The sequence below is a fragment of the Streptomyces sp. NBC_00457 genome, from assembly GCF_036014015.1.
GTDB lineage: Bacteria > Actinomycetota > Actinomycetes > Streptomycetales > Streptomycetaceae > Streptomyces.
The window spans coordinates 10,050,609-10,074,295 of sequence record NZ_CP107905.1; the positions used below are offsets into that span (position 1 = coordinate 10,050,609).

At 70.8% G+C, this 23,687-nt stretch carries 20 protein-coding genes; 11 read left to right on the forward strand and 9 right to left on the reverse strand.

Going from position 1 to position 23,687, the window contains the following annotated elements; genetic code table 11:
- The first annotated feature begins 203 nt into the window (after window positions 1-203).
- Window positions 204-818 (forward strand): helix-turn-helix domain-containing protein, encoded by a 615-nt coding sequence (locus OG828_RS45845; protein WP_328504498.1) that lies wholly within the window; start codon window positions 204-206, stop codon window positions 816-818.
- A gap of 167 nt (window positions 819-985) precedes the next feature.
- On the opposite strand, the gene OG828_RS45850 is transcribed toward OG828_RS45845, so the two are convergent.
- The gene (locus OG828_RS45850) at window positions 986-1,837 is read right to left on the reverse strand and encodes a helix-turn-helix transcriptional regulator (RefSeq protein ID WP_328370822.1); all 852 of its coding nucleotides are present in this window, start codon (window positions 1,835-1,837) and stop codon (window positions 986-988) included.
- A gap of 89 nt (window positions 1,838-1,926) precedes the next feature.
- Between OG828_RS45850 and OG828_RS45855 the strand changes: the two genes are divergently transcribed.
- From OG828_RS45855 to OG828_RS45875, 5 genes are all read left to right on the forward strand, one after another.
- Window positions 1,927-2,733, forward strand: coding sequence for an SDR family NAD(P)-dependent oxidoreductase (locus OG828_RS45855; protein WP_328504499.1), 807 nt, complete (start codon window positions 1,927-1,929; stop codon window positions 2,731-2,733).
- Between the two features lie 321 nt (window positions 2,734-3,054).
- Entirely contained in the window at window positions 3,055-4,197 is a 1,143-nt protein-coding gene (locus OG828_RS45860; protein WP_328504500.1) for a baeRF2 domain-containing protein, read from the forward strand.
- 124 nt (window positions 4,198-4,321) lie between these two features.
- Window positions 4,322-5,185, forward strand: coding sequence for a Rieske (2Fe-2S) protein (locus OG828_RS45865; protein WP_328504501.1), 864 nt, complete (start codon window positions 4,322-4,324; stop codon window positions 5,183-5,185).
- Between the two features lie 114 nt (window positions 5,186-5,299).
- On the forward strand, window positions 5,300-7,420 hold the full coding sequence (locus tag OG828_RS45870; RefSeq protein ID WP_328504502.1) for a catalase: 2,121 nt from the start codon (window positions 5,300-5,302) through the stop codon (window positions 7,418-7,420).
- A gap of 112 nt (window positions 7,421-7,532) precedes the next feature.
- A complete protein-coding gene (locus OG828_RS45875) occupies window positions 7,533-8,633 on the forward strand; it encodes an FUSC family protein (protein WP_328504503.1) in 1,101 nt (366 codons plus the stop codon).
- Between the two features lie 16 nt (window positions 8,634-8,649).
- Here the strand turns inward: OG828_RS45875 and OG828_RS45880 are convergent, their stop codons facing one another.
- The gene (locus OG828_RS45880) at window positions 8,650-9,678 is read right to left on the reverse strand and encodes an SDR family oxidoreductase (protein WP_328370835.1); all 1,029 of its coding nucleotides are present in this window, start codon (window positions 9,676-9,678) and stop codon (window positions 8,650-8,652) included.
- 243 nt (window positions 9,679-9,921) lie between these two features.
- Window positions 9,922-10,701 carry an Fpg/Nei family DNA glycosylase gene (locus OG828_RS45885; RefSeq protein WP_328504504.1) on the reverse strand — a complete coding sequence of 260 codons (780 nt, stop codon included), beginning with the start codon at window positions 10,699-10,701 and terminating at the stop codon, window positions 9,922-9,924.
- Window positions 10,702-10,817: 116 nt separating this feature from the next.
- Here OG828_RS45885 and OG828_RS45890 point away from each other — a divergent pair, with 116 nt between their 5' ends.
- The 3 genes from OG828_RS45890 (at window position 10,818) to OG828_RS45900 (ending at window position 14,275) form a co-directional block, all read left to right on the forward strand.
- Window positions 10,818-11,339: a MarR family winged helix-turn-helix transcriptional regulator gene (locus OG828_RS45890; protein WP_328442025.1), complete on the forward strand. Its 522-nt coding sequence runs from the start codon at window positions 10,818-10,820 to the stop codon at window positions 11,337-11,339.
- Between the two features lie 64 nt (window positions 11,340-11,403).
- Window positions 11,404-11,871, forward strand: coding sequence for a peroxiredoxin (locus tag OG828_RS45895; RefSeq protein ID WP_328370841.1), 468 nt, complete (start codon window positions 11,404-11,406; stop codon window positions 11,869-11,871).
- Window positions 11,872-11,926: 55 nt separating this feature from the next.
- Entirely contained in the window at window positions 11,927-14,275 is a 2,349-nt protein-coding gene (locus tag OG828_RS45900; protein ID WP_328505053.1) for a SpoIIE family protein phosphatase, read from the forward strand.
- Here the strand turns inward: OG828_RS45900 and OG828_RS45905 are convergent, their stop codons facing one another.
- Both OG828_RS45905 and OG828_RS45910 read right to left on the reverse strand, forming a co-directional pair.
- Window positions 14,276-14,710 carry a cupin domain-containing protein gene (locus OG828_RS45905; protein WP_328370843.1) on the reverse strand — a complete coding sequence of 145 codons (435 nt, stop codon included), beginning with the start codon at window positions 14,708-14,710 and terminating at the stop codon, window positions 14,276-14,278.
- Window positions 14,711-14,808: 98 nt separating this feature from the next.
- Entirely contained in the window at window positions 14,809-15,639 is an 831-nt protein-coding gene (locus tag OG828_RS45910) for an aldo/keto reductase (RefSeq protein ID WP_328504505.1), read from the reverse strand.
- 328 nt (window positions 15,640-15,967) lie between these two features.
- Here OG828_RS45910 and OG828_RS45915 point away from each other — a divergent pair, with 328 nt between their 5' ends.
- The gene (locus OG828_RS45915; RefSeq protein WP_328370848.1) at window positions 15,968-17,902 is read left to right on the forward strand and encodes a zinc ribbon domain-containing protein; all 1,935 of its coding nucleotides are present in this window, start codon (window positions 15,968-15,970) and stop codon (window positions 17,900-17,902) included.
- A 57-nt stretch (window positions 17,903-17,959) separates the two neighbouring features.
- The gene (locus OG828_RS45920) at window positions 17,960-19,024 is read left to right on the forward strand and encodes a LacI family DNA-binding transcriptional regulator (protein ID WP_328372739.1); all 1,065 of its coding nucleotides are present in this window, start codon (window positions 17,960-17,962) and stop codon (window positions 19,022-19,024) included.
- Here OG828_RS45920 and OG828_RS45925 read toward each other — a convergent pair.
- From OG828_RS45925 to OG828_RS45940, 4 genes are read right to left on the reverse strand one after another with little or no spacing between them, the layout of a single operon-like run.
- The gene (locus tag OG828_RS45925) at window positions 18,987-20,357 is read right to left on the reverse strand and encodes a glycoside hydrolase family 32 protein (protein ID WP_328504506.1); all 1,371 of its coding nucleotides are present in this window, start codon (window positions 20,355-20,357) and stop codon (window positions 18,987-18,989) included. The two genes, OG828_RS45920 and OG828_RS45925, sit on opposite strands and share 38 nt — an antisense overlap.
- Window positions 20,354-21,208 (reverse strand): carbohydrate ABC transporter permease, encoded by an 855-nt coding sequence (locus OG828_RS45930; protein WP_328370855.1) that lies wholly within the window; start codon window positions 21,206-21,208, stop codon window positions 20,354-20,356. Before OG828_RS45930 ends, OG828_RS45925 begins: the two co-directional genes overlap by 4 nt.
- Before the next feature lie 14 nt (window positions 21,209-21,222).
- Window positions 21,223-22,173 carry a carbohydrate ABC transporter permease gene (locus OG828_RS45935; protein WP_328504507.1) on the reverse strand — a complete coding sequence of 317 codons (951 nt, stop codon included), beginning with the start codon at window positions 22,171-22,173 and terminating at the stop codon, window positions 21,223-21,225.
- Window positions 22,170-23,579, reverse strand: coding sequence for an extracellular solute-binding protein (locus OG828_RS45940; protein WP_328504508.1), 1,410 nt, complete (start codon window positions 23,577-23,579; stop codon window positions 22,170-22,172). Before OG828_RS45940 ends, OG828_RS45935 begins: the two co-directional genes overlap by 4 nt.
- Window positions 23,580-23,687 lie beyond the last annotated feature (108 nt).

The window sequence follows — 23,687 nt, forward strand, 5'->3', positions numbered from 1 at the left end:
CAGGCGGTGGCGGTACCGCTCTGGGCTGAGGCGAGGGCGCTGACCTGGGCAGTCAGGTCGGTCGCGAGTGCCAGCGCACATGTACGCGGAAGTCTGTACGGATATCTCCTCGCGCCCTTTCTGTCGTGCGCGGACCCAGCCCATCCGGGCCGTCTGCCTTTGACGTTAAGCCCGAGTTGCATCCAAGGCATACTCTGTTGCCTATGACGCAAGAAGATGGCGCGCTGGACAGCCTCGTACGCAAACGCATCCGCGCTCTGCGGGTCGCACAGGGTTTGTCCCTGGAGGAACTGGCCACCCGCGCCCACCTCAGCCAGTCCTCGCTGAGCCGCATCGAGAACGGCCGGCGCCGCCTCGCGCTGGACCAGCTCGTCACCCTGGCCCGCGCCCTGGACACCACCCTCGATCAGCTTGTCGAGAACGCCGCCGACGATGTCGTCATCAGCCCCACGATCCACGGTGCCCACGGCCTGATGCGCTGGCCGATCAAGGGCGAGCCCGGCATGAGCGTCATGCGTCAGCGGCTGACCGAGCCGCCGCCGGACAACCCGTCACGCATGCGCGCCCACCCGGGCCGGGAATGGCTTGTCGTGCTGTCCGGCACCGCGATCCTGATGCTGGGCCACCGCCGCTTCCGCATGGAGACCAACCAGGCGGCCGAGTTCCCGACGATGATGCCGCACGCCATCGGCGCCGACGGCGGCCCCTGCGAGATCATGGGCATCTTCGACCGCGACGCCCGCCGCGGACATCGCGACACCGGCGATCAGCCTGACAACACGAACGCGACCGCATCCGGAACCAGATCGACGACCTGACCAGGGCGCACGACCGACTCGATGAGCTGATCGGCCTCGCCACCGCGTCCGCGGTCTCGCCGGCCGTCTGCTCGGCGAGCGTGGATGCCGCCACATGATCGACCGGACCCGCCAGGGTGCCGGCCGCGGCGCAGGCACGGAAGGGAAGCGACCGCTGGAGGCTGCGGTCAGCCGGGTACGTCGATGCGCTGGGTGCCGATCACCGACAGCAGTTGCAGAGCCCCCTCGGCCGGGGAGCCGGGGTCGGCCGTGTAGATCACGACTCGCTGGTCCCGGTCGGTGATGTCCAGGACATCGCAGTTGAGGGTGATGGGACCGATCAGGGGGTGCCGGAAGGTCTTGTGCGGGGCGGGTTCCACCGACATGTCGTAGGCGGCCCACAGCCGGGCGAACTCCGCGCTGCCGGTGAGCAGGTCGTCCACCAGCGTGGCTACTTCGGGGTCGTCGGGGTAGCGGGCGGCGGCGGCCCGCAGATGCCGGGCCGCGGTACGGCCGAAGATCTCCATACCGGACCGGCTGTACCACTGCGGCTGCCCCACGCGCGCATCGAGGAAGGTACGGCGCAGGAAGTTGCGTTCGTGCCGGGGCAGGGCGGAGAAGTCGTCCAGGAGGGCGGCCGCCAGGTCGTTGTGGGCGATCACCTCATAGGTCGCGGACAGGACGAGCGCCGCGGCGTGCGGCAGCCGCCGCAGCAGGTCCAGGATGCTCGGGCGTACCTCGCGGCAGGGGCCTGGCGGCGGGGCGGGCGGGGCGCCGGCGAGGTGGTGCAGGTGGGCGCGCTCACCATCGGACAGGCGCAGGGCACGGGTCAGAGCGGCCAGCACCTCGCGTGAGGGGCGCGGTCCGCGGGCCTGCTCGAGGCGCGTGTAGTACTCGGTGGAGATGAACGCCAGCTGCGCCACCTCCTCGCGTCGCAGCCCCGGCGTACGGCGCCTGGGCCCGGCGGGCAGCCCCACGTCGGCGGGGGTGATCCGCTCGCGCCTGCTGCGCAGGAAGCCGGCCAGCTCTCGTCGATCCATGCCTCCCAGTGTGTACGGGGCCCGCGAAGCCGATCCAGGTACCGCCGGTGCCTGGATCAGGGTGCGCGGCCCGGAACAGGCTCGACGGCATGGACAACACCCAGACCACCGACACCTCCGCCCCTGCCACTCCGGGTCTGCTGACCGGCAAGGTCGCCTTCATCAGCGGAGCCGGCCGCGGCATCGGCGCCGCCGCGGCGCGGCTGTTCGCCCGGGAAGGCGCCCGCGTCCTGCTCACGGCCCGCACCGAGGACCAGCTCAAAGCGGTAGCCGAAGAGATCCGGGCCGCGGGCGGCACCGCTCAGTACGCGGTCTGCGACCTGGCCGACACGACCAGCGTGCGCGCCGCGGTCGACCGCACCGTGGAGGTGTACGGCCGACTCGACGTCGCCTTCAACAACGGGGCGCTCGCCACCCGGCAGCCCGGCCCGCTGGACCAGGTGCCGGAGGCGGACTTCGACCAGCAGTACAGCGTCAACCTCAGGGGCGTCTGGCTGGCCCTGGCCGCTCAGGTCGCCGCCATCCGGACGACCGCGGGCACGGGCGCCATCGTCAACACCTCGTCCGTCGGCGGCTGGAAGGGCAACCCCGTACTGCCCGCGTACAGCGCGATGAAGCGAGGTGTCCACAGCCTCACCGAGTCGGCCGCCGTCGCCTACGGTGCCGAAGGCATCCGCGTCAACGCCGTCGCCCCCGGCACCACGCTGACCGAGATGATGCGCCACTGGGAAGCGGAATCGCCCGGCATCATCGACCAGCTCAACGCGAGCACCCCGCTGCGCCGCGCGGCCCGTCCCGAGGAAGTCGCCGAGGCCGCCGCGTGGCTGCTGAGCGACCGCGCCTCCTACGTCACCGGAGTGGTCCTCGCGGTCGACGGCGGCATGCAGGCATCGTGAGCCCGGCCAGGCGCCGACCTTGGGGCTGGCACAGGCGGTGATGAGGGCGCTCGGGACGCCGGCGAGGAGTCCACGGGGGAAGTCTCGAGCGTGGGCATCGTCAAGGGCTTCGAGGTGACCGAGGTGACCACAGCGAGTACGGCGGGGACCCTATGCGGGGACTTGATGCAGGGCGCCGCCGCGGCGGGCGGTCTTGTGGGTCAGCATCGTCACCGTGCGCCCTCATGCCCGTGAGCTGGTGCAGGCGAGGTGGCTGCTGCGTGTGTCTCTCCTCGTCCTCCGGGAACCCGGCCCGGGAACAGGGATGAAGGAGGAGGAATCGTGCAGCTGTCATTTCTGGCCCCACTGTTCGAGCGCCGTGGCCCATGGGCCACCGTGTACTTCGACCCCGCTCAGAAGGACGAGTCGGGGGCCAAGCGGCGTGAGCTGTCCGTACGGGAAGCCTGCCGGAACCTGGGGGAGGAAGGCGCCGACGCGGCGACCGTGCAAGCGGTGCGCGAGGCCCTGACCAGCATCCGGCCCGCGGACGCCCCGGCCGGCACAGCGATCTTCGCCACCGGAGGAGAGGTGGTGCTCAGCCTCAGTCTCTCCCGGCCGCCGCAGCGGCAGATCGCCCGCTGGACCGCCCTGCCCCGGCTCACACCGCTGCTGGAGCTCTCCGCTCAGGATCCGGTCTGCCTGGTGGCCTACATCGACCGGACCGGCGCCGACTGCGAACTGCGCGGGGCGACTGGCCCGCAGGACGCCGGGCAGGTGGCGGGCCGGCGCTGGCCGGTGCACCGTACGGCCTCGTCGGACTGGTCGGAGCGGCATTTCCAGCTGAAGGTCGAGAACACCTGGGACCACAACGCCCGTGAGATCGCCGAAGCGCTGAGTTCGGCCTACGCGGAGTCCGGCGCCGACCTGGTCGTCCTGGTCGGCGACCCGCGCGAGCGGCCTGCCGTGCGGGACAAGCTGCCCGAGGCCGTCCGGGAGGTCACGGTGGAAACGGAGCATGGTGGCCATGCCGCCGGCTCCTTCTCTCCCGCGCTGGAAGAGGCCATCGAGCAGGCCCGCCGGGACTACACCCGGCGGCGCATCGAGGAGGCGCTCGACCGGTTCCGTGCCGGACGCAGCGGCACCGGCGGTCCGGCGGACGCGGTGGAGGGCGTCCCGGCCCTGGTGGAAGCCGTCAGGGAGCACCGCATCGATACGCTGCTGATTCGTCCCGACGGGTCGGATCTGGCCCGTGAGACATGGGCAGGGAACGATCCCGACCAAGTGGCGGTGCGCCGAACCGATGCGCAGATCCTGGGCGAGGGCGACCCGTTCCCCGTGCGGGCCGACGACGCACTGCTGCGGACAGCGGCGGTCACCGACGCCGACGTGCTGATCGTTCCCCCTTCGGACGGCGAGGGCAGGGGCGACGTCCCTGCGGGTGGCCTCGGCGCCCTGCTGCGGTGGACGTACGCCTCGGCCGGCTGAGCGCCGACCCCGCGGCGCGAACCGGCGACCACCCGCACTCGGCCCGGTTGATCACCATGCCGATGAGCTGGAAAGAACGCCCGCCGCCAGGTTTTCGCCGAAGTGATCGGGAAACCCGGCGCACATGCGCAATCCCCTGTCGAAGATCGAAGTCCTGGAGGACGCCGACCTGCTCGACCGTGTCGCGGCCCCCGTCCGGACGCGCGTCCACGCGCTGCCCCTCGGGCCCCTGCGGGACGCGCTGCGCGGCCGTTGGCAGGGCCACCCCCTGCACCCGGTGCTGGTGCAGACCCCCATCGGCGCCTGGACGTCCGCCGCGCTGCTCGATCTGACCCGCGGCAACGAACGCGCGGCCCGGCTGCTGGTCGCCGTCGGGCTCGCCGGCGCCGCCCCGGCCGCGCTGGCGGGGGCCGTCGACTTCGCGGACCAGCTTCCCGAGCAGGAGCGCGTGGGCGTGGTGCACGCGGCGGCGAACACCGCGGCCGTCGCCCTCTACGCCGGCTCGCTCGTGGCCCGCAGCAGGGGCCGGAGCGGTCGGCTGCTCGGCTTCGCCGGACTCACGGCCGCCACGGTCGGCGGGTATCTCGGCGGCCACCTGGCGTACCGGCAGGCCGCGGGGGTGAACCACAGCCAGGCCGTGCCGCATCTGATCGACGCGGGCTGGCACGCGGTCGGCGACCCGGAGGAGTTCCCGCGCGGCAGTGTCGTCCGGCGGATGGTCGGAGAGGTGCCCGTGCTGCTCGTACGGGACTCCGACAGCCCCGGAGAGATACACGCGCTGGCGGAGCGGTGCGCCCATCTCTCGGGCCCTCTGTCCGAGGGCGAGATCAGCGACGGATGCGTGACCTGTCCCTGGCACGGCAGCACGTTCCGGCTCTCGGACGGCGCCTGCGTGGCCGGCCCGTCCACGGCACCGCAGCCCGCCTTCGACGTACGCCTCAGCGACGGCCTGGTCGAGATCCGGCTACGGGAGGGACACGCGCATTGAACGGGCGGGCGACCGCTTGAACGGGCGGGCGACCTCTTGATCGAGCGGGCGACCGCCCGACGACCGACCAGCCAACCTGCCGACCCAGTCGAAGAGTCGAGGGAGAAAACCGTCATGACCACGCACGAACGCCGTCCCGCCGACGACGCGAAGCAGCGGCAGCGCGAAGCCCACCGCGCCCCCGACCCCGCCGGTGGCCCGCTCACCACGGATCAGGGAGTGGTGGTCGATCACACCGACGACTCTCTCCGGGTGGGTGAACGCGGCCCCACGCTGATGGAGGACTTCCACTTCCGGGAGAAGCTCACCCGCTTCGACCACGAGCGGATCCCGGAGCGCGTGGTGCATGCCCGAGGGGCCGGCGCGTACGGCTACTTCCAGCCATACCAGTCCTGTGCGGAGTTCACCAAGGCCGCCTTCCTCCAGGATCCGTCCGTGCGGACGCCGGTGTTCGTGCGCTTCTCCACCGTGCAGGGCCCGCGCGGCTCGGCGGACACGGTGCGCGACGTCCGCGGCTTCGCGACGAAGTTCTATACGTCGGAGGGCAATTACGACCTAGTCGGCAACAACATGCCGGTCTTCTTCATCCAGGACGGCATCAAGTTTCCCGACTTCGTGCATGCCGTGAAGCCCGAACCGCACAACGAGATCCCCACGGGCGCGTCCGCGCACGACACCCTCTGGGATTTCGTCTCCCTCCAGCCCGAGACCCTGCACATGATGATGTGGCTGATGTCCGACCGCGCCATTCCGCGCAGCTACCGGACGATGCAGGGCTTCGGTGTGCACACCTTCCGGTTCGTCGACGCGGAGGGCAGGGGCACGTTCGTGAAGTTCCACTGGACGCCTGTGCTGGGCGTTCACTCGCTGGTGTGGGACGAAGCGCAGGAGACGCAGGGCCGGGACCCGGACTTCAACCGCCGTGACCTGTGGGACAACATCGCGGCCGGCAACTACCCCGAATACGAACTGGGTGTGCAGCTGGTGCCGGAAGAGGACGAGCACTCCTTCGACTTCGACCTCCTGGACGCCACGAAGATCATCCCGGAGGAGGAGATCCCCGTACGGCCCATCGGGCGCATGATCCTCGACCGCAACCCGGAGAACTTCTTCGCCGAGACCGAACAGGTCGCCTTCCACACGGCCAACGTCGTGCCGGGCATCGACTTCACCAACGACCCGCTGCTCCAGGCCCGCAACTTCTCCTATCTGGACACCCAGCTGATCCGCCTGGGCGGCCCCAACTTCGCCCAGATCCCGGTCAACCGGCCGATCGTGGACGTCCGCACGAACCAGCGGGACGGCTTCCACCAGGGACAGATCCACAGCGGCACCAGTTACAGCCCCAACTCCCTGAGCGGCGGCTGCCCGGTGCTTGCCGGAGCCGCCGACCCGAGCGCGTACAGCCATCTCCAGGAACGGGTGGACGGGAACAAGATCCGCAAGCGCAGCGAGAGCTTCAAGGACCACTACACCCAGGCGGCGCTGTTCTTCCTGAGCATGTCCGACTGGGAGAGGCAGCACGTCATCGACGCCTTCCGTTTCGAACTCGGCAAGGTCGGGTCGACGCAGGTACGGGCGCGGACCGTCGAGCAACTGGGCCATGTGCACCACGGGTTGGCCGCCGCCGTGGCCGAGGGCATCGGTGTCGAGCCGCCCGAGAAGGAGGACACCCCGCAGCCGGAACCCTCCCCGGCGCTGAGCATGACGAGCGACAAACTCCGCGGCGACGGCAGTATCCGTACCCGTCAGGTCGCGGTCCTGGTCGCCGACGGCGTGGACGCGGCCCAGGTCGGCACCGTGCGGGAGGTTCTGGAGGACGGCGGTGCGATCGTCGAGGAACTGGCCTTCCACGACGGCACGGTGCGCGACAGCGACGACGGCCGGCACCAGGTCGACCGGGCGCTGCCCACGGTCGCGTCCGTGCTCTACGACGCGGTCGTCATCCCGGGCGGCGGCGCTCCCGAACTCGCCGGCGACGCCACGGTCCAACGGTTCGTACGGGACGCCTACCGGCACGGCAAGCCGGTCGGTGCCCTTGGCAGCGGCGTCGATCTGGTCGCCCTGCTGGAACCGGACGGCCTGCGCCTGGCCGGAGACGGCGACAGCACCGTGGCCGACCGCGGCGTGGTCACCGAGACGTCGACCGGGCCGGCCAGCGAGGTGTTCCTGTCGCAGCTGACCGCCGCGATCGCCACCCACCGCCACTGGGACCGCCCGCCGGTACGCCGCTGAGCGTCGGCGCCGGTGCCGGTGCTCGCCGGCCCTGCTCGTTCCCGAAAACCGCCGCGATCTCCAACACCACCGGCCGCACGCCGCTGCCCCGAGGAAGGAGTCGAGCGTCATCGTGTGGCACTCACTCACCTGGGAAGCCACATCCGTCTGCCGCTCGGTCCGCCGGTGCGTCACCGCTCGCGGCCCCGAGCGCTACACCACGGTCCAGTCCCTCAAGACGGCGGGAGCCGCGCTACTGGCCTGGGCGCTGGCGGGCTGGTGGTGGGACGCGCCGATGGCCCTCCTGGCGCCATGGACCGCGCTGTTCCTGGTGCAGAGCACCGTCTACCGCTCCCTGCTGTCCGCGCTGCAGCAATTCGTGGTGGTCGTCGCGGGAACGCTTCTCGCCGCCGGCGGCGGCGTGCTCCTCCAGAACACCATGGCCGCGATGGCGGTGGTCCTGCCCCTGACGGTCCTGCTCGGCAACTACACCCGGTTCGGTTCTCAGGGCCTGTACGCACCCACCGCCGCACTGTTCGTCCTCGTGTACGAGTCGTACGCCGGCTTCGACATCCTGCACCGCCTCCTGGAGACCCTCCTCGGAGCGACCATCGGGGTCTGCGTGAACGCCTTGGTGCTGCCGCCGGTCCACACCGACCGAGTCCGCCGCCTGCGCAGCCAACTCCCACGGGACTGCGCCACGTTGCTGCACGAGGTCGCCGACGGCATCGAGGGCGTGTACGACGACGGCCGAGTGCGGGGCTGGTACGACAGGGCCCTGCGACTGACCGACGTGGTCGCGGAGCTGCGGGACGCGCGACGCTGGTCGGACGAGAGCTTCCGCTTCAACCCGGGGCACAAGCTGCGCCGGACCGTTGTCCCACCGCCGTCGGTCGACTGGGACCTCACCTGGGACAGGATCACCGAACACATCCGAGCGGCGATCCGTACGCTGAACGACGCGACCACGCTTCCGGACTGCGTACCGGGCATCCTCTCGCCCCTCTTGCGGTCGGCCGGCGACGTACTCGACCCCGGCAGCGCCGACGACCGCGACCGCGCGCTGAACGAGATGACCGCCGCGCACCGGCGTCTGACCGCCGTACTCGCCGACGGCCGCTACGAGACCACCCCCGCCCTCGGCGCGCTGGCCCTGGACACGCAACGGCTCCTGGACGACCTCACCACGTTCGCCGACGCGCGGGACGTGCCGCAGCTCCGCCACCAGGCGTGAGGGAGTTGGCTCAGGCTCAGCCCACTTTGCGGCCCTGGAGGGGCTCGGTGTCCGCGCCGGCTCCCCGTTGCATCCCGTGCAGGAACTCCTCCAGCACCTCTACGGCCGTACGCTCCGGCTGCCAGTGGAGTTCGGTGTGGGCCCGTGAGCAGTCCATGAGGGGGAGTCGGAGTACGGCGTCGAAGAGGTGGGGCGAGGCGGGCAGCAGGTGCAGGCCCCATGCGGCGGCGATGGCGGAGCGGGCGGCCGGGCGTGGCAGCCGTACCGGACGGGCACCGAGCATCTCGCCCAGCACCTGCGCGTCGACGGGCGGCTCGCCCGCCAGGTTGAACGCGCCGCCCAGGTCGCTGTGCACCGCCAGCCGGTAGGCCTGCGCCGCGTCGTCGGTGTGCAGGGCCTGCACCCGCAGGCCCGGGATGTCGGGGAGGACGGGCAGCAGCTCGGGACGCGCCAGCGGTCCCGGCAGGAAACGGCCGCCGAAGATGCGGCGCTGCTCGCTCGCCGACTCCCGCTTGAAGAGGAAGGCGGGCCGCATCCGTACCACCCGGATGCCCGGGTGCTGCTGCTCGAAGGAGTCCAGAGCCCGCTCCAGGTAGGCCTTCTCACGGCAGTAAGCGGCATCCGGCCACCCATGCGTCGGCCACGACTCGTCCACCGCGCGGTCCTTGGGCCCCGGCGAGTACGCCCCCACGGAAGAGGCATGGATCAGCGCCGGCACCTTCGCCGCGGCCACTGCCTCGAACACCCGGATGCTGCCGAGCACGTTGGTGCGCCAGGTCGCGGCCGGATCGTGCGTGGGTTGAAAGGCCCAGGCCAGATGGACCACGGCGTCGGCACCTTCGAACTCCTTGACCAGGTCGGCGTCCTCGGAGGCCAGGTCCACCGCGGACCACTCGGTCTTGCCGGGCGACCAGTCCGGAATCCGACGGGCGAGGCCCCGCACGGATCCGACCTTCGCATCCTCCACGAGCAGGCGCACCAGGCTGGTGCCCACATTGCCGGTGGCTCCCGTGACGACGACCTTGCCGCCGGATTCGCTCCTCACGACCGGCTCCTTTCGGGGGAAGGGCTGATCCACGCGTCATGAGCGTGCTCCGCCCCGAGTACCCGGTGCCCGGGGATGCACGCGATGGAAAGGCCGCCACACGGTTCAGTCAGCGGGGAGTGTGTTTGCTCGCGTGGCTCTGGGGCACTCGTGCCGTGGCTGAGCGGCCGTGGGAACGAGGCCGCGGACGCGGTGGGACCCGCGCCCGCGGCCTCACCTTTGCCCGGAGCGCCATGGCGCCGTTCAGGTCTGACACCGCGGGCACCAGACCGTACGGCGTCCCGCGCTGCGACTCGAACGCAGGGGATCGCCGCAGCGGGGGCATCTCGGCTCGCTGTCGTCCCGGCGCCCGGTCAGCCAGGAGCGGCGTGGCGGCACCCGCCCGTCGCGCACGGATGTCGTCAGGACACGACCCATCGCCGCGTGGATGCGCCGCAGTGTCTTCTCGTCCAGATTCCGCGCCGGATGTCGCGGGGCGACGCGAGCCCGCCAGAGGATCTCGTCGCACAGGAGGTTTCCGAGACCCGCGATGACGGACTGGTCCATCAGCGCACTCTTGACGGCACCCCGCCGCTCCGACAGCAGTTCCAGAAACTCTTCTCGGCTCACGGCCCGGGCGTCCGGGCCCAGACCGTCGAGAATTCGGTTCACGGCGGCTTCGTCGGCCAACTGCACGCCCTGCAGCTTGCGTTGATCGCGATAGCAGAGGTTCCGGGTACCGTCGAGTGTCAGGACGAGGCGGTCATGCGCCTCGATCGGTTCGTCCTGGTCACAGCACCGCAGTGATCCCGTCATTCCGAAATGAAAGACAAGGGTCGGGTCACCGTCGGTGGGGACAAACAGCCACTTTCCGTGCCGCCACGCCTTCCCGAGACGCTTCCCCGTCACTTCCTTCCGGAGTCGTTTCTCGGTGACACCCCGTAGGACTCCGGCGTCCCGCACCTCGATGTCCGTGACGGACCGGCGACTCCCGCAATCGAGCAGGACCCGGCGGAATCCTTCGACATCCGGGAGTTCGGGCACGACTCTTCTCCGGCTTTCCGTGGCGTACTGACGACGCTACCGCCCGCGATGCATACGCGCCCTCGCACGGGCCGTAGATTAGTTGAGTTACGCAACAAGATGGTAAAGTGGCTCGTATGCCCACACCACAGCTGCCTGATGCCCCCGCGTCCCCGGAAGTGATCGAGATCGAGCGGGCGCTCACCCGCATCACTTACCTGAGCACGCGCGCCCGGCAGCACGACCGGCTGATGGCCCTGGCCGGCGTGCCGCTGGACCGGGCCGCCGTGGCGCTGCTGCGCCAGATCGCCGACTCGGAGCCGCTGCGTCCCGGGGAGCTGGCCACCCGGCTGGGCGTGGAGGCCTCGCACATCACCCGCACCGTGCAGCAACTGCAGAAGGCCGGTTACGTCACCCGCGTCCCGGACCCCGACGACCGCCGCGCTCAGCGCATCCAGCTCACCGACGCCGGGCGCCGGGCCATCGACAAAATCCGCGACGCGGGCGCCCGCGGCATGCAACTCGCCCTCGGCGACTGGCCTCCGGAGGAACTGCGCCAGCTCGCCACCCTCTTCCACCGCATGGTCGACGACTTCCTGTCGTACGCCATCGACGACGAGCCGGAACCCGAGGCAGCGACACCGGCGGGCACCGCCTGAACTACGCCTGGGCGACCGCGCTACGCTCCAGTGATCGCGGGCAGGAATCACAGAGGGGCACACAGTGAGCGGACGTATAGGGGTCGGGGACAAGGTCGAGGACTTCGAGCTGGCGGACGAGACCGGCACTCGCCGTCGCCTGTCCGAACTGCTCACCGAGGGACCCGTGGTGCTGTTCTTCTACCCTGCGGCAATGACGGCCGGCTGCACCGCCGAGGCCTGCCACTTCCGGGACCTGGCCGCCGAGTTCGCCGCTGTCGGCGCCCGCCCGGTCGGGATCAGCGGGGACTCCGTCGAGCGCCAGCAGGAGTTCGCCGAGCGGCACACCCTGGGCATGCCGCTGCTGTCCGACGTCGACGGGACGGTCCGGGAACAGTTCGGTGTGAAGCGCGGCTTCTCCATGGCGCCCACCAAGCGCGTCACCTATGTCATCGCCGAGGACCGCACCGTCCTGGAGGCCGTCCACAGCGAACTGCGCATGAACACCCACGCCGACCGCGCCCTCGCTGCGCTGCGCGACCACCGGAAGTGACCTCGAACCGGCACGGGGGCGCCGGTGCCGGTTGATACGGCCCCACAAGAGGGCCATTCTGGACGATATGGAGCACGCCTCCGCCACGGTGATCATCGATTCCTCGGGTGTCGTCACGGGGTGGAGCGAAGGCGCCCGGAAGCTGACCGGATACGCGGCCGAGGAGGTCGTGGGACGGGCGGCACGCGATCTGCTCGCCGAGGACCCGTCGCCTCAGACCCGGGCCGCGCTGTCCGGCCCCGTCGTCCTGCGGCACCGTGACGGCTCCACCGTGGCGCTCCCCGTGCAGGCGACCGCCGTGCTGGGCCCGGACGGCGCACCCGGCGGACATGTGATCACCGCCCGGCCCGGCGGCCCCGAACCCACCCTCGCGGGACAGGCCTTCCAGCAGGCATCGATGTCCATGTCGGTCTTCGACACCCGGCAGCGCTATCTGCGCCTCAACGACACGGCCTGCCGGATCATGGGCGTGCCGGAGGAGGTGCTCCTGGGCAGGCCCTTCCTGGAGACCGTGGAGGACGCCGAGCACAGCCACGGCTTCCAGAGCAATCTGCGCCGCGTCGCCGAGACGGGCCAACCGGTCCACTACGAGAGCTTCACCAGCGCGCCCGCCCTCAACCGGGAACACGCCTGGAACATCGAGATGTGGCCCGTGCGGGACGACTCCGGTGACGTCACCGGAGTCGCGCTGGCCGCCCTCGACAGCACCGGGCAGTACTGGGCCCGGCAGCGACTGGCCCTGCTCAACGAGGCGGCGGCCGCCATCGGCACCACCCTGGACGTGGTGCGCACCGCGGAAGAGCTCGTGGAACTCCTGGTCCCGCGCTACGCCGACTTCGCCAGCGTCGACCTGCTCGACTGGGTCCTCGGGGCGGACGAGGCCCCGACGGCACTGGACCAGGAGATCGTCCTGCGCCGCGTCGCCCACGGCTCCCGTACCGAAGGCACTCCGGAGGCGGCCGTGCACCTGGGCGACACGGAGATCTACCCCGGATACTCGCCGCCCGCCCGGGCCCTGCGGGAGGGGCGGGCCGTCCTCGGCCAGGCGGGCGAGCCGGACTTCATGCGCTGGGTCGCCGAACGCAACGCGCGGGCCCCGGCGGGCCGCCCACACCGCAAGGGCGTCCACTCGATGCTCGCCGTGCCGCTGCGGGCCCGCGGCACCACGCTCGGCGTCGCGGTGGCCGTCCGTATCGCCAATCCCGACGACTACGACGCGGACGATGCCGCCGTCGCCGAGGAACTCGCCAGCCGGGCCGCCGTCTGCGTCGACAACGCCCGCCGCTTCGCCCGCGAACGCACCACCGCGCTGGCCCTCCAGCACAGCCTGCTCCCACGAGCACTGCCCGGACAGGCGGTGGTCGAGGTGGCCCACCGCTATCTGCCCTCCGGCTCCCTCGCCGGCATCGGCGGCGACTGGTTCGACGTGATCCCGCTGTCCGGCAGCCGGGTCGCCCTGGTCGTCGGCGACGTCGTCGGGCACGGCATCCCGTCGTCGGCGACCATGGGCCGCCTCTGCACGGCCGTCCGCACCCTCGCCGACGTGGACCTGCCGCCGGACGAACTCCTCACCCACCTCGACGACCTGGTCACCCACCTGGCGTCCGACGACCGCGACGAAGAGGCCGCCGAACTCGGCGCCACCTGCCTGTACTCCGTCTACGACCCCGTCACCCGCCACCTCACCATGGCCGCCGCCGGACACCCCCCGCCCGTCGTGGTCCTCCCCGACGGCACCACGCGGCTGGTCGAGATCAACGCCGGGCCCCCGCTCGGCGTCGGCGGGCTGCCCTTCGAGTCGGTGGAGCTGGAACTCCCCGAGGGAGCCGTCCTGGCCCTCTACACCGACGGTCTCATCGAGGACCGGGACCGCGACGTCGACCACGCCACGTCCGAGCTGTGCCGGGCGCTGGCCGCCCGCACCGACACCCTGGACGCCCTGTGCGACACGGTGCTGAAGGCCGTACTGCCGGAAGAGCCCAGCGACGACGTTGCCCTCCTGCTCGCCCGTACCCGGGCGCTGGGCGCGGACCGGGTCGCCACCTGGGACGTGCCCCCGGACCCCGCGCACGTGGCCGTCACCCGGCAGGAGGCCACCGAGCAACTGGCCGCGTGGGGGCTGGACGAGGCCGCCTTCGTCACCGAACTCGTCGTCAGCGAACTCGTCACCAACGCCATCCGCTACGGCGAACCGCCCATCCGGCTACGGCTGATCCGCGACCGCAGCCTCATCTGCGAGGTCTCCGACGGCAGTTCCACCTCACCGCATCTGCGCCGGGCACACGCCTACGACGAGGGCGGGCGCGGCCTCCTCCTGGTCGCTCAGCTCACCCAGCGGTGGGGCAGCCGGCAGACGGTCAACGGCAAGACCATCTGGGCCGAACAGCCCCTGCCACCGGTCTGATCACTCGAACGGGCAGCCCGGATTCGCCGCGTCCTGCGAGAACGGCGCCCCGTGCGGCAGGACGTACAGCACATCGAGGACGACCGCCGTGTCGCCCAGATTGCGGCCGATGTGGACGTTGCCCGCTCCGGCCGGTTCCTGAATGGTGCTGCCCTTCGGATACACGCCGTCGGACGCGCAGGTGGAGTCGTGGTGGCTGAGCGTGCCCTGCTGCACGACGGCGTACAGCGGACCGTCGTGGTAGTGCCAACCGGTCGCCTGCCCGGGCGGGATGGTGATCTCTCGCAGGATGTAGTCGGTGCCGCCGACCGTGGTCCGGGCGATCACCGTTCCGGTGACCCCCGGACCGGGCGGGGTCGCCACAGCGGTGCCACAGATCGCGAAAGTGGCGGCTGCGACCGCCCCGGTTATGGCGGTACGGAGGAACATGCGCATGGGAACGGCCTCCCGGCGTGAGCGGACGATCGACGACGTGCCGCTGTGAACATAGAGGCGCGGAAGGCCAGTTGGGGGCAGAATCCGGTGACGGGCACTCAGAACTCCTCGTGCACCTCGGGGTCCCCGCCCAGACGCCGGTGCGCGCGGTCGGCGAGCGCCTCCAGCTGCGCGGCATCGAGTTCGAAGCCGAAGACGTCGAGGTTCTCCCGCTGCCGCCCGGGGCTGGCCGACTTCGGGATGGGCAGCGCGCCCAGCTGTGTGTGCCAGCGCAGCACGACCTGGCCCGGCGTCACCCCGTGCGCCTCGGCGAGGCCGATGACGGCGGGATCGTCCAGCAGGTCGGAGCCACGGCCCAGCGGGCTCCAGCTCTCGGTGACGATGCCCTTGCCGGCGTGGAAGGCCCGCAGGTCCTCCTGCGGGAACAGCGGGTGCAGCTCGATCTGGTTCACGGCCGGCAGGACCCCGGTCTCCTTCTCCAGCCGTTCGATGTGCTCGGCCGTGAAGTTGGAGACCCCGATCGACCGCACGAGGCCGTCCTCGCGGAGTTTGATCATGGCCTTCCAGGAGTCGACGTACTTGTCGACGCGGGGGAGTGGCCAGTGGATGAGATACAGGTCGACGTAGTCCAGGCCGAGCCGGCCGCGGGACTCCTCGAAGGAGGCGAGGGTCTCCTCGTAGCCGTGGTGCCGCCCCGGAAGCTTCGTGGTCACCACGACTTCCTCACGGGGTACGCCGCTGTTCGCGACGCCCCGGCCGACTCCGGTCTCGTTGCGGTAGTTCGTCGCCGTGTCGACGAGCCGGTAGCCCATCTCCAGCGCGGCGCCGACCGCCTGCTCGGCCTGTGCGTCGTTCATCGGCCAGGTGCCCAGGCCGATGGCGGGGATCTGCGTACCGTCGTTGAGCGTGTGTGCCGGGATGCTGAGCACGGTCGGACCTTCCCGTTGACTGTGTCGTCCAGCCAGTATGGGAGTTTCCGTCGGTGCAGGCAGGGCCGATGCCGTCCGGGGACCGGAGCGCTCGTGTGTTTCCGTTCGCAGCCGTAGCGATGCGCCGTTCGTCGGTGTCGTGCAGTGTGTCCGGTCCGGGTTCGCATCTGAATGCGTAGTTCGAATGCGTGACCTTTTCGCGGGGGTGTCGTTGATCGGATGACAGCACCACGGGCGGGAAGGGGGGGTGCCGGTGACGCGGAAGGTGCCGCTAAGCGAGGGCGAAATGGCCCGGACCGCCTGTGCTCGTGGTCTACTGCGCTCGGGCGTGGTGGAGAATACGGGCGAGGTGCTGTCGGCCGCGGTGCTGGCACGGCGGGTCGGCTGGGCCGCCGATCTGGTGTCGGGGATGGCCGCCGACCTGCTGGCCGAGCACTGGAACGCCGCTGATGTGGACGTCCTGGCCTCGGGCGCGGACGCGAGCGGGCGGAAGTTGCCGTCGAGCGCGTGGATGGCGCTGCGCCGACTGGGCTGGACGGCCGCTCCGGCCGGGGGTGTGAGGGTCAATGACCGGATCGTGCGCATGGCCCAGGAGCAGGCCGGGCGTGCTCTGCGCTCGGCCAACTGGCGGGCCGAACTGACGTCCGCAGTCCTTGAGACGTGGCCGGGCGATCCGGGCAAGCGCACACCTGAGGAGTGGGACCAGGTGCGGATGGCAATCCCCGGGGGTCGGGATCTCCCTTCGGTCGTGATCCGCTCCCGCACCCGGCAGATCGATGCCTTCGTCGCGATGAACGGCCGTGTGCCTGCTGATGTGTTCGAGCTGGAGGCCCCGCCCCGGGCAGCGCGGATGCTGCTGCTGTCGGCGTGTGACAGCCAGCAGGCCGCCATCGAACGCGGCGAGGGCGATCCGCAGCGCGCGCTGCTGCGCTTGCAGCTGCCTACCCGATCCGACCCGTGCTCCTACCAGGACTGGACGTGGGTTGCTTGTCCCGTCCCGCTGCCTCCTACGGTCCCGCCTAGCGCGGTGCTGCACTTGCCCACCCTGCGCATCACGGGCGGGAAAGTTCGCGCCGATCTCGCCTACACCCACGCCGTCCCCAGGACCAGCCGTACCGGCCACACCGTGGCCCTCGGCGTGGACTGGGGCCTGAACACCCTGCTGTCCGCGGGCGCTGCCCGACTCCATGACGACGGACACATCACCCAGCTCGGGGCTGGTGCCCAGTTCCGGGCTGCCGGGATCCTCACCAAACAACACCGCCTCCGGCGCCTCTCGGAACACCTTCACACCAAAGCCGACCACCTTGAGCGGCTCATTGACGCTGACGGGCAGCACGAACTGTCCGGCAGACACGAGGTGTTGCGGGACGAGATCCGCTTCGTGTCGGACCGCAGGTCGAACCTCAACGCCGCCCTCGCCCGGGCCGCCGCCCGCTGGAGCGTGGACCAGGCCATCGCCGCCCACGCCACGGTGATCTACCTGGAAGACCTGCGGTCGATGGAAGCGGGGGGCATGGGCCGCACCCACAACACCCGCATGTCCCACACGGTGCGCGGGCAGATCGCCGACCGTATCCGGCACCTGGCCGCCGAGGCAGGTATCGCCGTCGTCACAGTCCCGCCCCGCAACACCTCCAGGCACTGCCCCCAGTGCCTCACCCCACTGCGGCACCGCAAAGCCCCCGACCGCCCCACCGCACGAGGCTGGAAATGGGCTATCTGCCCCGACCGCGCCAGATGCGGCTGGCAGGGCGACCGTGACCACGGCGCCTGGCAGCGCATCGCCGCACGCGGCCTCACCCACCAGGCCAAGACGGTCACCGACCGGGCCACCGGGCAGATGGTGATCCGCGCAGTTGTGGACAAGCTCGAAACGACCGCGGTCATCACCCCAACCACCGAGATCAGCCGGGCCGACCGGTCCAAGACTGGCCCCACCCGGCGCCGAACCACACGCCCCGCGCCCAGGCGACGCAGGGTACCCTCCCCCACCGGCCCCTCGGGTTCGGCGGGCAAGCGTCCGGAGGGACACGCATCAACGGGCCGGAAGACACTGCCCCGCGCAGCCCACCGGCACCAGGGCGTGGCGACGATCAGCACACCCTCCCCCAGCCTCCGTCCCGGGGGACCCCCATCCAGCCGACACCGGCCGCGAGGAGCAGCATTGGGCGCGGGCTTCCATCTGCACGCCCACGCCACCCCTCCACGATGGGCAGATCCCATGCGAGACGCCATGTCTGGCATGGGGTCACTAAGCTGATCAGAGACGCTGAGGAGTGATCAACCGGACGGGTGGGGGATGAGGGCGGCGGACGGCATGGGCAGCGCCGAGGACAGGCAGACGAACGGCACCGCGCGTCCCACGTCACGGGACGTGGCCCGGCTGGCCGGGGTCTCGCACACCGCTGTCTCCTTCGTGTTCAACGGCCGCGCCCAGGGCAACCTCTCGCCCGCCACCCAGGAACGCATCCGGCAGGCCGCCGCGCAGCTCGGCTACCGGCCCGACCCGGTCGCACGCGGTCTGCGCCGCAGTCGTACGGCCGTGATCGGGCTGGTCACCGACGAGATCGCCTCGTCGCCGTTCGCGGGCCGGCTGCTGCGCGGCGCGATGGAGACGGCCTGGAGCAGTGAGCACCTGGTGCTGACCGTCGACTCCGGCGGCGACCCGGCCAAGGAGGACGCGGCCGTCGCCGAACTCCTCGACCGGCGGGTGGACGGCATCATCTACGCCGCCATGTCCCTGCGCCGTGTCCGCGTCCCCGAGGGCCTGCACCGCACCCACTCGGTGCTCGCCAACTGCCTGCCCGAGGACGACTCGCTGCCCTCCGTCATCCCCGCCGAGCGCGCGGGCGGCCGTACGGCGGCGAGGCTGCTCCTTGAGCAGGGCCACCGCAGGATCGCCCTGGTGGGAGGGCAGAACGACATCGCGTCGGTGGAGCGGCTGCGCGGTTTCCGGGACGCGTTGCGGGCCGAGGGGATCACCGTCCCCAAGGAGTGGGTCGTACGGACCGGAGGCGAGATCTCCGGCGGCTACCGCGGCGCCGAGCAACTGCTCTCCGACGCCCCCGCCGCACGGCGCCCCACCGGGATCTTCTGCTACAACGACCGGGTCGCGGCCGGCGTCCTGCACGCCGCGACCCGGCTCGGGATCACCGTCCCCGACGAGCTGTCGATCGTGGGCTACGACGACCAGGAGCACATGGCCGCCTTCCTGACCCCGCCCCTCACCTCGGTGGCGCTGCCGCACCGGGCGATGGGCGAGGCCGCCACCCGGCTGCTGCTCGACGCCATCGACACCGGCCGCACTCCGCCCGCCACCACACGGCGCCTCGCCTGCCCGGTGATCAGCCGGGCGTCGGTGGGACCAGCTCCCACCCGGTGACGGAGGCCCCCCGCCCCGTCACGACCAGCTCGGGCACCTCGTCCGGGCGCCGGTAGACCCGCTCGGTGACCATGGCCCGGTCACCGACGAACAGCTCCAGCAGCGAACCGTCCACGAGGAGGCGCGCCTCCAGCCGCTCCCCGCCCGGCACCCGCACCACGATCGGCGCGGAACCCTCCTCGCCGGAGTCGAACACCACGGTTCCCGCGTCCGGGTCCAGCCGCACCGCCGAGCGCGGCAGGTTCACGGTCGTCCGGGCGACGGCGGTGACCGTCACGTCGTACGCCTGTGGAAGCGTCACCCGGCCCGGCGCGGTGATGAACGGCTCCGTCGCACGCAGCCGTTCGAGTTCCGGAGCCGGGACGACGCGCAGCGATCCGTCGGGGTGTACGTCGACGACGCGGGGCGCGGTCAGGACACCGGCCCAGCCGGCACGGTCCACCTCGCGCTGCTCACGGGACTCCCAGGACCAGCCCCACATCAACGCCCGGTCCGATTCCTGGAGTACGGCGGGAGCGTAGAAGGCTCGACCGTGGTCCAGGGGGCCTCCCGTGTACGGCCGGAAGCGCAATCCCCCTTCTTCGCAAGCTTCCAGACGTCCCGTCAAGTAGCCCGTGGTGTGCGGGTTCCCGTCCCACAGCGACACCACCAGCACCCACTCCCCGGCCTCGGTCGCGAACAGTTGGGGGCACTCCCACCCCGTCGCCCGGTCGCCGAACGCTTCGGCGGCCACCGGATCGTTGCCGTCCAGGAGCACCCCGGCGAACCGCCAGTCGGTCAGGTCGTCGCAGTCGTACAGCAGCACCGACGGGGTGCCGTCCCCATGACCCGCGCCGACCAGCGCCCAGCGGCGGCCTCCGTGCCGGAAGACGAACGGGTCGCGGAACATCACCACGTCCAGACCGGCGGGCGGGCCGCTCACGACGGGCGCGGGCAGCGGCTTCCAGTCGGTGAGCGTCTCGTCCTGCGGGACCAGTGCCCGCGCCAGGCAGATCGTGCCGAGGCCCGTGTGGTGGCGGTCGACCCCCGTGTACACGGCCGTCGGTACGCCGCCGTCGTCGACCACGCACCCGGACCAGCAGCCCGCCTCGTCGGGGCCGCCGGGCGTCGGGGTGAGCGCCAGGGGGTGGTGCTCCCAGTGCGCCAGGTCGGGGCTGGAGGCATGGCCCCAGTGGACGTTCGCGTGGATCGGAGCCTCGGGATTGTGCTGGTAGAAGAGGTGGTACCGGCCGCGCCAACGGAAGGGGCCATTGGGGTCGTTGATCCAGTTGGCGGGCGGACGGACCCGGAAGCGGGGGGCGTTGGGGTCCTGGGGTGGAGCTGCGAGGCTCAACGGTTGACTCCTGCGGAGGTGATGCCCTCGCGGAGAGGGCGCTGGCCGACGATGAACACGGCGACAGCGGGGAGCATGGAGAGGACGACTCCGGCGAGTACGACCGAGATGGAGCCGGTGCCGAGATTGCCCTGGAGGGAGACCAGGCCCAGCGGGAGCGTGTAGTTCTGGCCGGACGTCTCGAGGATCAGTGGTCGGAAGAATTCGTTCCAGTGGTAGTTGAAGGCCAGCACGCCGACGATCGCGAGCCCGGGCGCGGCCAGCGGGGCGTAGACGGAGCGGAAGATCCGCCAGGGCCCGGCGCCGTCCAGCATCGCCGCCTCGCCGAGATCCTTCGGCATGCCGAGGAAGTACTGGCGCATCAGGAAGGTGCCGAAGGCGGTCGGGAAGGCCGGGATGATCAGGCCGAGCAGGGTGTCGGTGAGGCTCAGCTGCTTCAGTACCAGGAACACCGGCACGATGGTGACCTGCAACGGCACCATCATGGTCGCCAGGACCAGGCCGAACAGCGGCTTCTTGAACCGGAATTCGAGGCGTGCGAAGGCGTATCCGGCCAGCCCCGCCGTGATCATCTGGCCGACGGCGATCAGCGCGGTGACCAGCGTCGAGTTGAGGGCGAGCAGCCAGACGTCGAGCTGGTCGAAGACTCCGCTGTAGGCCTCGGTGGTGGGACTGGTCGGGATGATCTGCGGCGGCAGGTCGAAGGATTCGGCCGGGGTGCGCAGCGAGGTGGAGACGGTCCAGATGACCGGGCCGAGGGTCAGCAGGGCGCACACCGCCAGGGCTGCGATCCGCGCCCAGGGTGCGAGCGAGTACCGCGCACGGCTCAGGGACAGGGTTGCTTGGCTCAAGGGACTCACCCGGCTCACTCGTAGTGGACGAAACGCCGGCTGAGCCGGAACTGGACGGCGGTCACCGCCATGATCAGCACGAACAGCAGCACGCCCACCGCGGACGCCTCACCGAAGCGGAGCTGCTCGAAGGCGCTCTCGTAGATCACCATCACGACGGTGCGGGTGGAGTCGCCGGGACCGCCGTTGGTGAGGACGTACGGCTGCTCGAAGACCTGGAGCGCGTTGATGATGCCGACCACCGACGCGACCAGCAGCGTCGGCGACAGCAGCGGCAGTGTGACGTGCAGGTGCTTGCGCAGGCCGGTCGCGCCGTCGAGGGCGGCGGCCTCGTGGATCTCCTTGGGGATGTTGTTGAGACCGCCGACGAACAGCAGGAAGGAGAAGCCGAACTGCTGCCAGACGTAGACCAGGACGACGGTCGCCATCGCCGCGTTCTCCGACGTCAGCCAGGGCACCGGGGCGATGCCGACCGTGCCGAGCAGCCAGTTGACGAGGCCGAAGTCCTGGTTGAACAGGTACTTCATCACCACGGAGATGGACGCGGCGGACAGCACCAGCGGGAAGAAGAACGCCGAGCGGAACACCGACCGCAGCCACACCGGCATCCGCCCGTTCACCGCGAGCGCCAGCACCAGGGCGATCAGCAGTTGCAGCGCGACCGCGAACACCATGAACACGAGCGTGTTGCGGAAGGACACCAGCACGGTCGAATCGCCGAACACCTCACGGTAGTTGGCGGCTCCGGCGAAGCTGGGTGGGTCGATGACGTTCCAGTGGAAGAGGCTCAGCACCACCGAGCCGACGATCGGTACGACCGTGAAGACCACGATGCCGACGATCGTGGGCGCCAGGAACAGCGCCGCGAGCAGCCGGGTGCCGCGCTCGCGGGCGGAGGGGCGGGGCAGGGAAGGCGGCGGTGCCGCGGGACGCGAACGTACGGGAGGAACCTGGGTGTTCGTCATACGTCACGCTCCATGGCCTTCTCCAGGTCGCCCTGCATCCGGCGCAGCGCGCCACGCACCGAGCGCGGCGAGGCCAGGGCGGTTCCGGTGTGCTTGAGCAGCACCTGCTCGACCTCGGCGACCTGCGGCGGCGCGGGGATCGGCCCGGTGTCGGGGAACCGGTCGAGGGTGTCGTAGAAGACCTGCCACTGGCTCGGGCCGGACTCCCGGTAGCGGTCCGCGGTGAGCATCGAGCGGCGGGCCGGGGTCGTCTGGTTCGTCTCGAACAGCCGCATCAGGGTGTCCCTGCGGGCGGCGAACTTGATGAACTCCCATGCCTCGTCCTGCTTCTTCGAGGTGCGCAGCAGCGCGTAGCCTGCGGCGCCGTACTGCATGCGCTGGGTGCGCCAGCGGGGGAAGTACTGGACGTCGAAGCCGTCGGACTTCATGCCCGCCAGATGCAGGCCGCCAGCCCAGAAGCCGCCCGCGGGGGTGACGCCGACCCGGCCGGTGGAGAACACGCCGATGAGGTTCTGGCCGTTGCCGCCCTCGGGCCGGGTGCACAGGTCTTCCTGGATGAGGGAGGCGAGATAGTCGTAGGCCTCCTCCACCCGGTCGTGGGTGGCCTGCGGCGTCGTCCAGCGGAAACCGCCCCCGCGTCCCTGCCGCTGGGCGGCCGGGTAGAAGGAGTCCCACAGCCAGGCGCCGCCCGGTGCCTTGGACTCGGCGAGCAGGTTCGTGTCGTTCGCGAACAGCCAGGGCACGACACCGCCCCACAGCCGGTTGGTCCAGAAGTACGGCGTGAACTGGGAGCCGCTCGACTTCTTCATGTCCCGCAGCAGCGTGGTGAAGTCGTCGCGCGTCCAGTCGGCGGGCGGCAGCTGAGCGCCCGCCCGCTTCAGCACCTGCGTGTTGAAGTACATGTCGGCCGCGTTGAACTCGACCGGCAGCTGGTAGAGGCTTCCCTCGTACATCATCGACTCCACCAGCGAGGGATGGACGTCGGCGAAGTACTCACGCAGCTCGGCCGCGTCCCGCTTCACCCAGCGGTCCAGTGCGACCCCGAGGCGCTGCGCGAACAACTGGACGCCCTCGGTGGCGACATAGACGAGGTCCGGGGCGGTGCCCGCGGCGATCTGGGTGAGGATCTTCGCGAAGAAGTCCGACCAGTCCACGGCCTGCACCGCGTTGATCCGCAGCTTGATGTCGGGGTGGACCTCCTTGAAGCCCTCGGTGAGTGTGCGTATGGCCTCCGGTCCGTAGGCGGGACCGAGGGTGGCGACGACGAGGGAGCCGTCGTCGCGGCCGGGAATGTCGGCTCCGGTGAGCCGGTCCCAGCTCGCGGCGGTACCGGCCAGCGCGGCGGCTCCCGCGCCATAGGCGCCGTACCGCAACAGCGTGCGGCGAGTGACGTGCGGGTCAGTCATCCAACGGGCCTAACTCGTGTTAGTTCAGGGTTGATGCCCAGATGATGCGAAGCGGTGCATGAGCCTGTCAATACTCGTGAACCACTTGACCTTTAACGAGTTAGGTCG

Bases quoted from the DNA above. Each gene is read 5' to 3' on its own strand.
- OG828_RS45845 (WP_328504498.1), top strand. From the start codon at position 204: ATGACGCAAGAAGATGGCGCGCTGGACAGCCTCGTACGCAAACGCATC.
- OG828_RS45850 (WP_328370822.1), bottom strand. From the start codon at position 1,837: ATGGATCGACGAGAGCTGGCCGGCTTCCTGCGCAGCAGGCGCGAGCGG.
- OG828_RS45855 (WP_328504499.1), top strand. From the start codon at position 1,927: ATGGACAACACCCAGACCACCGACACCTCCGCCCCTGCCACTCCGGGT.
- OG828_RS45865 (WP_328504501.1), top strand. From the start codon at position 4,322: ATGCGCAATCCCCTGTCGAAGATCGAAGTCCTGGAGGACGCCGACCTG.
- OG828_RS45870 (WP_328504502.1), top strand. From the start codon at position 5,300: ATGACCACGCACGAACGCCGTCCCGCCGACGACGCGAAGCAGCGGCAG.
- OG828_RS45890 (WP_328442025.1), top strand. From the start codon at position 10,818: ATGCCCACACCACAGCTGCCTGATGCCCCCGCGTCCCCGGAAGTGATC.
- OG828_RS45905 (WP_328370843.1), bottom strand. From the start codon at position 14,710: ATGCGCATGTTCCTCCGTACCGCCATAACCGGGGCGGTCGCAGCCGCC.
- OG828_RS45920 (WP_328372739.1), top strand. From the start codon at position 17,960: ATGGGCAGCGCCGAGGACAGGCAGACGAACGGCACCGCGCGTCCCACG.
- OG828_RS45935 (WP_328504507.1), bottom strand. From the start codon at position 22,173: ATGACGAACACCCAGGTTCCTCCCGTACGTTCGCGTCCCGCGGCACCG.
- OG828_RS45940 (WP_328504508.1), bottom strand. From the start codon at position 23,579: ATGACTGACCCGCACGTCACTCGCCGCACGCTGTTGCGGTACGGCGCC.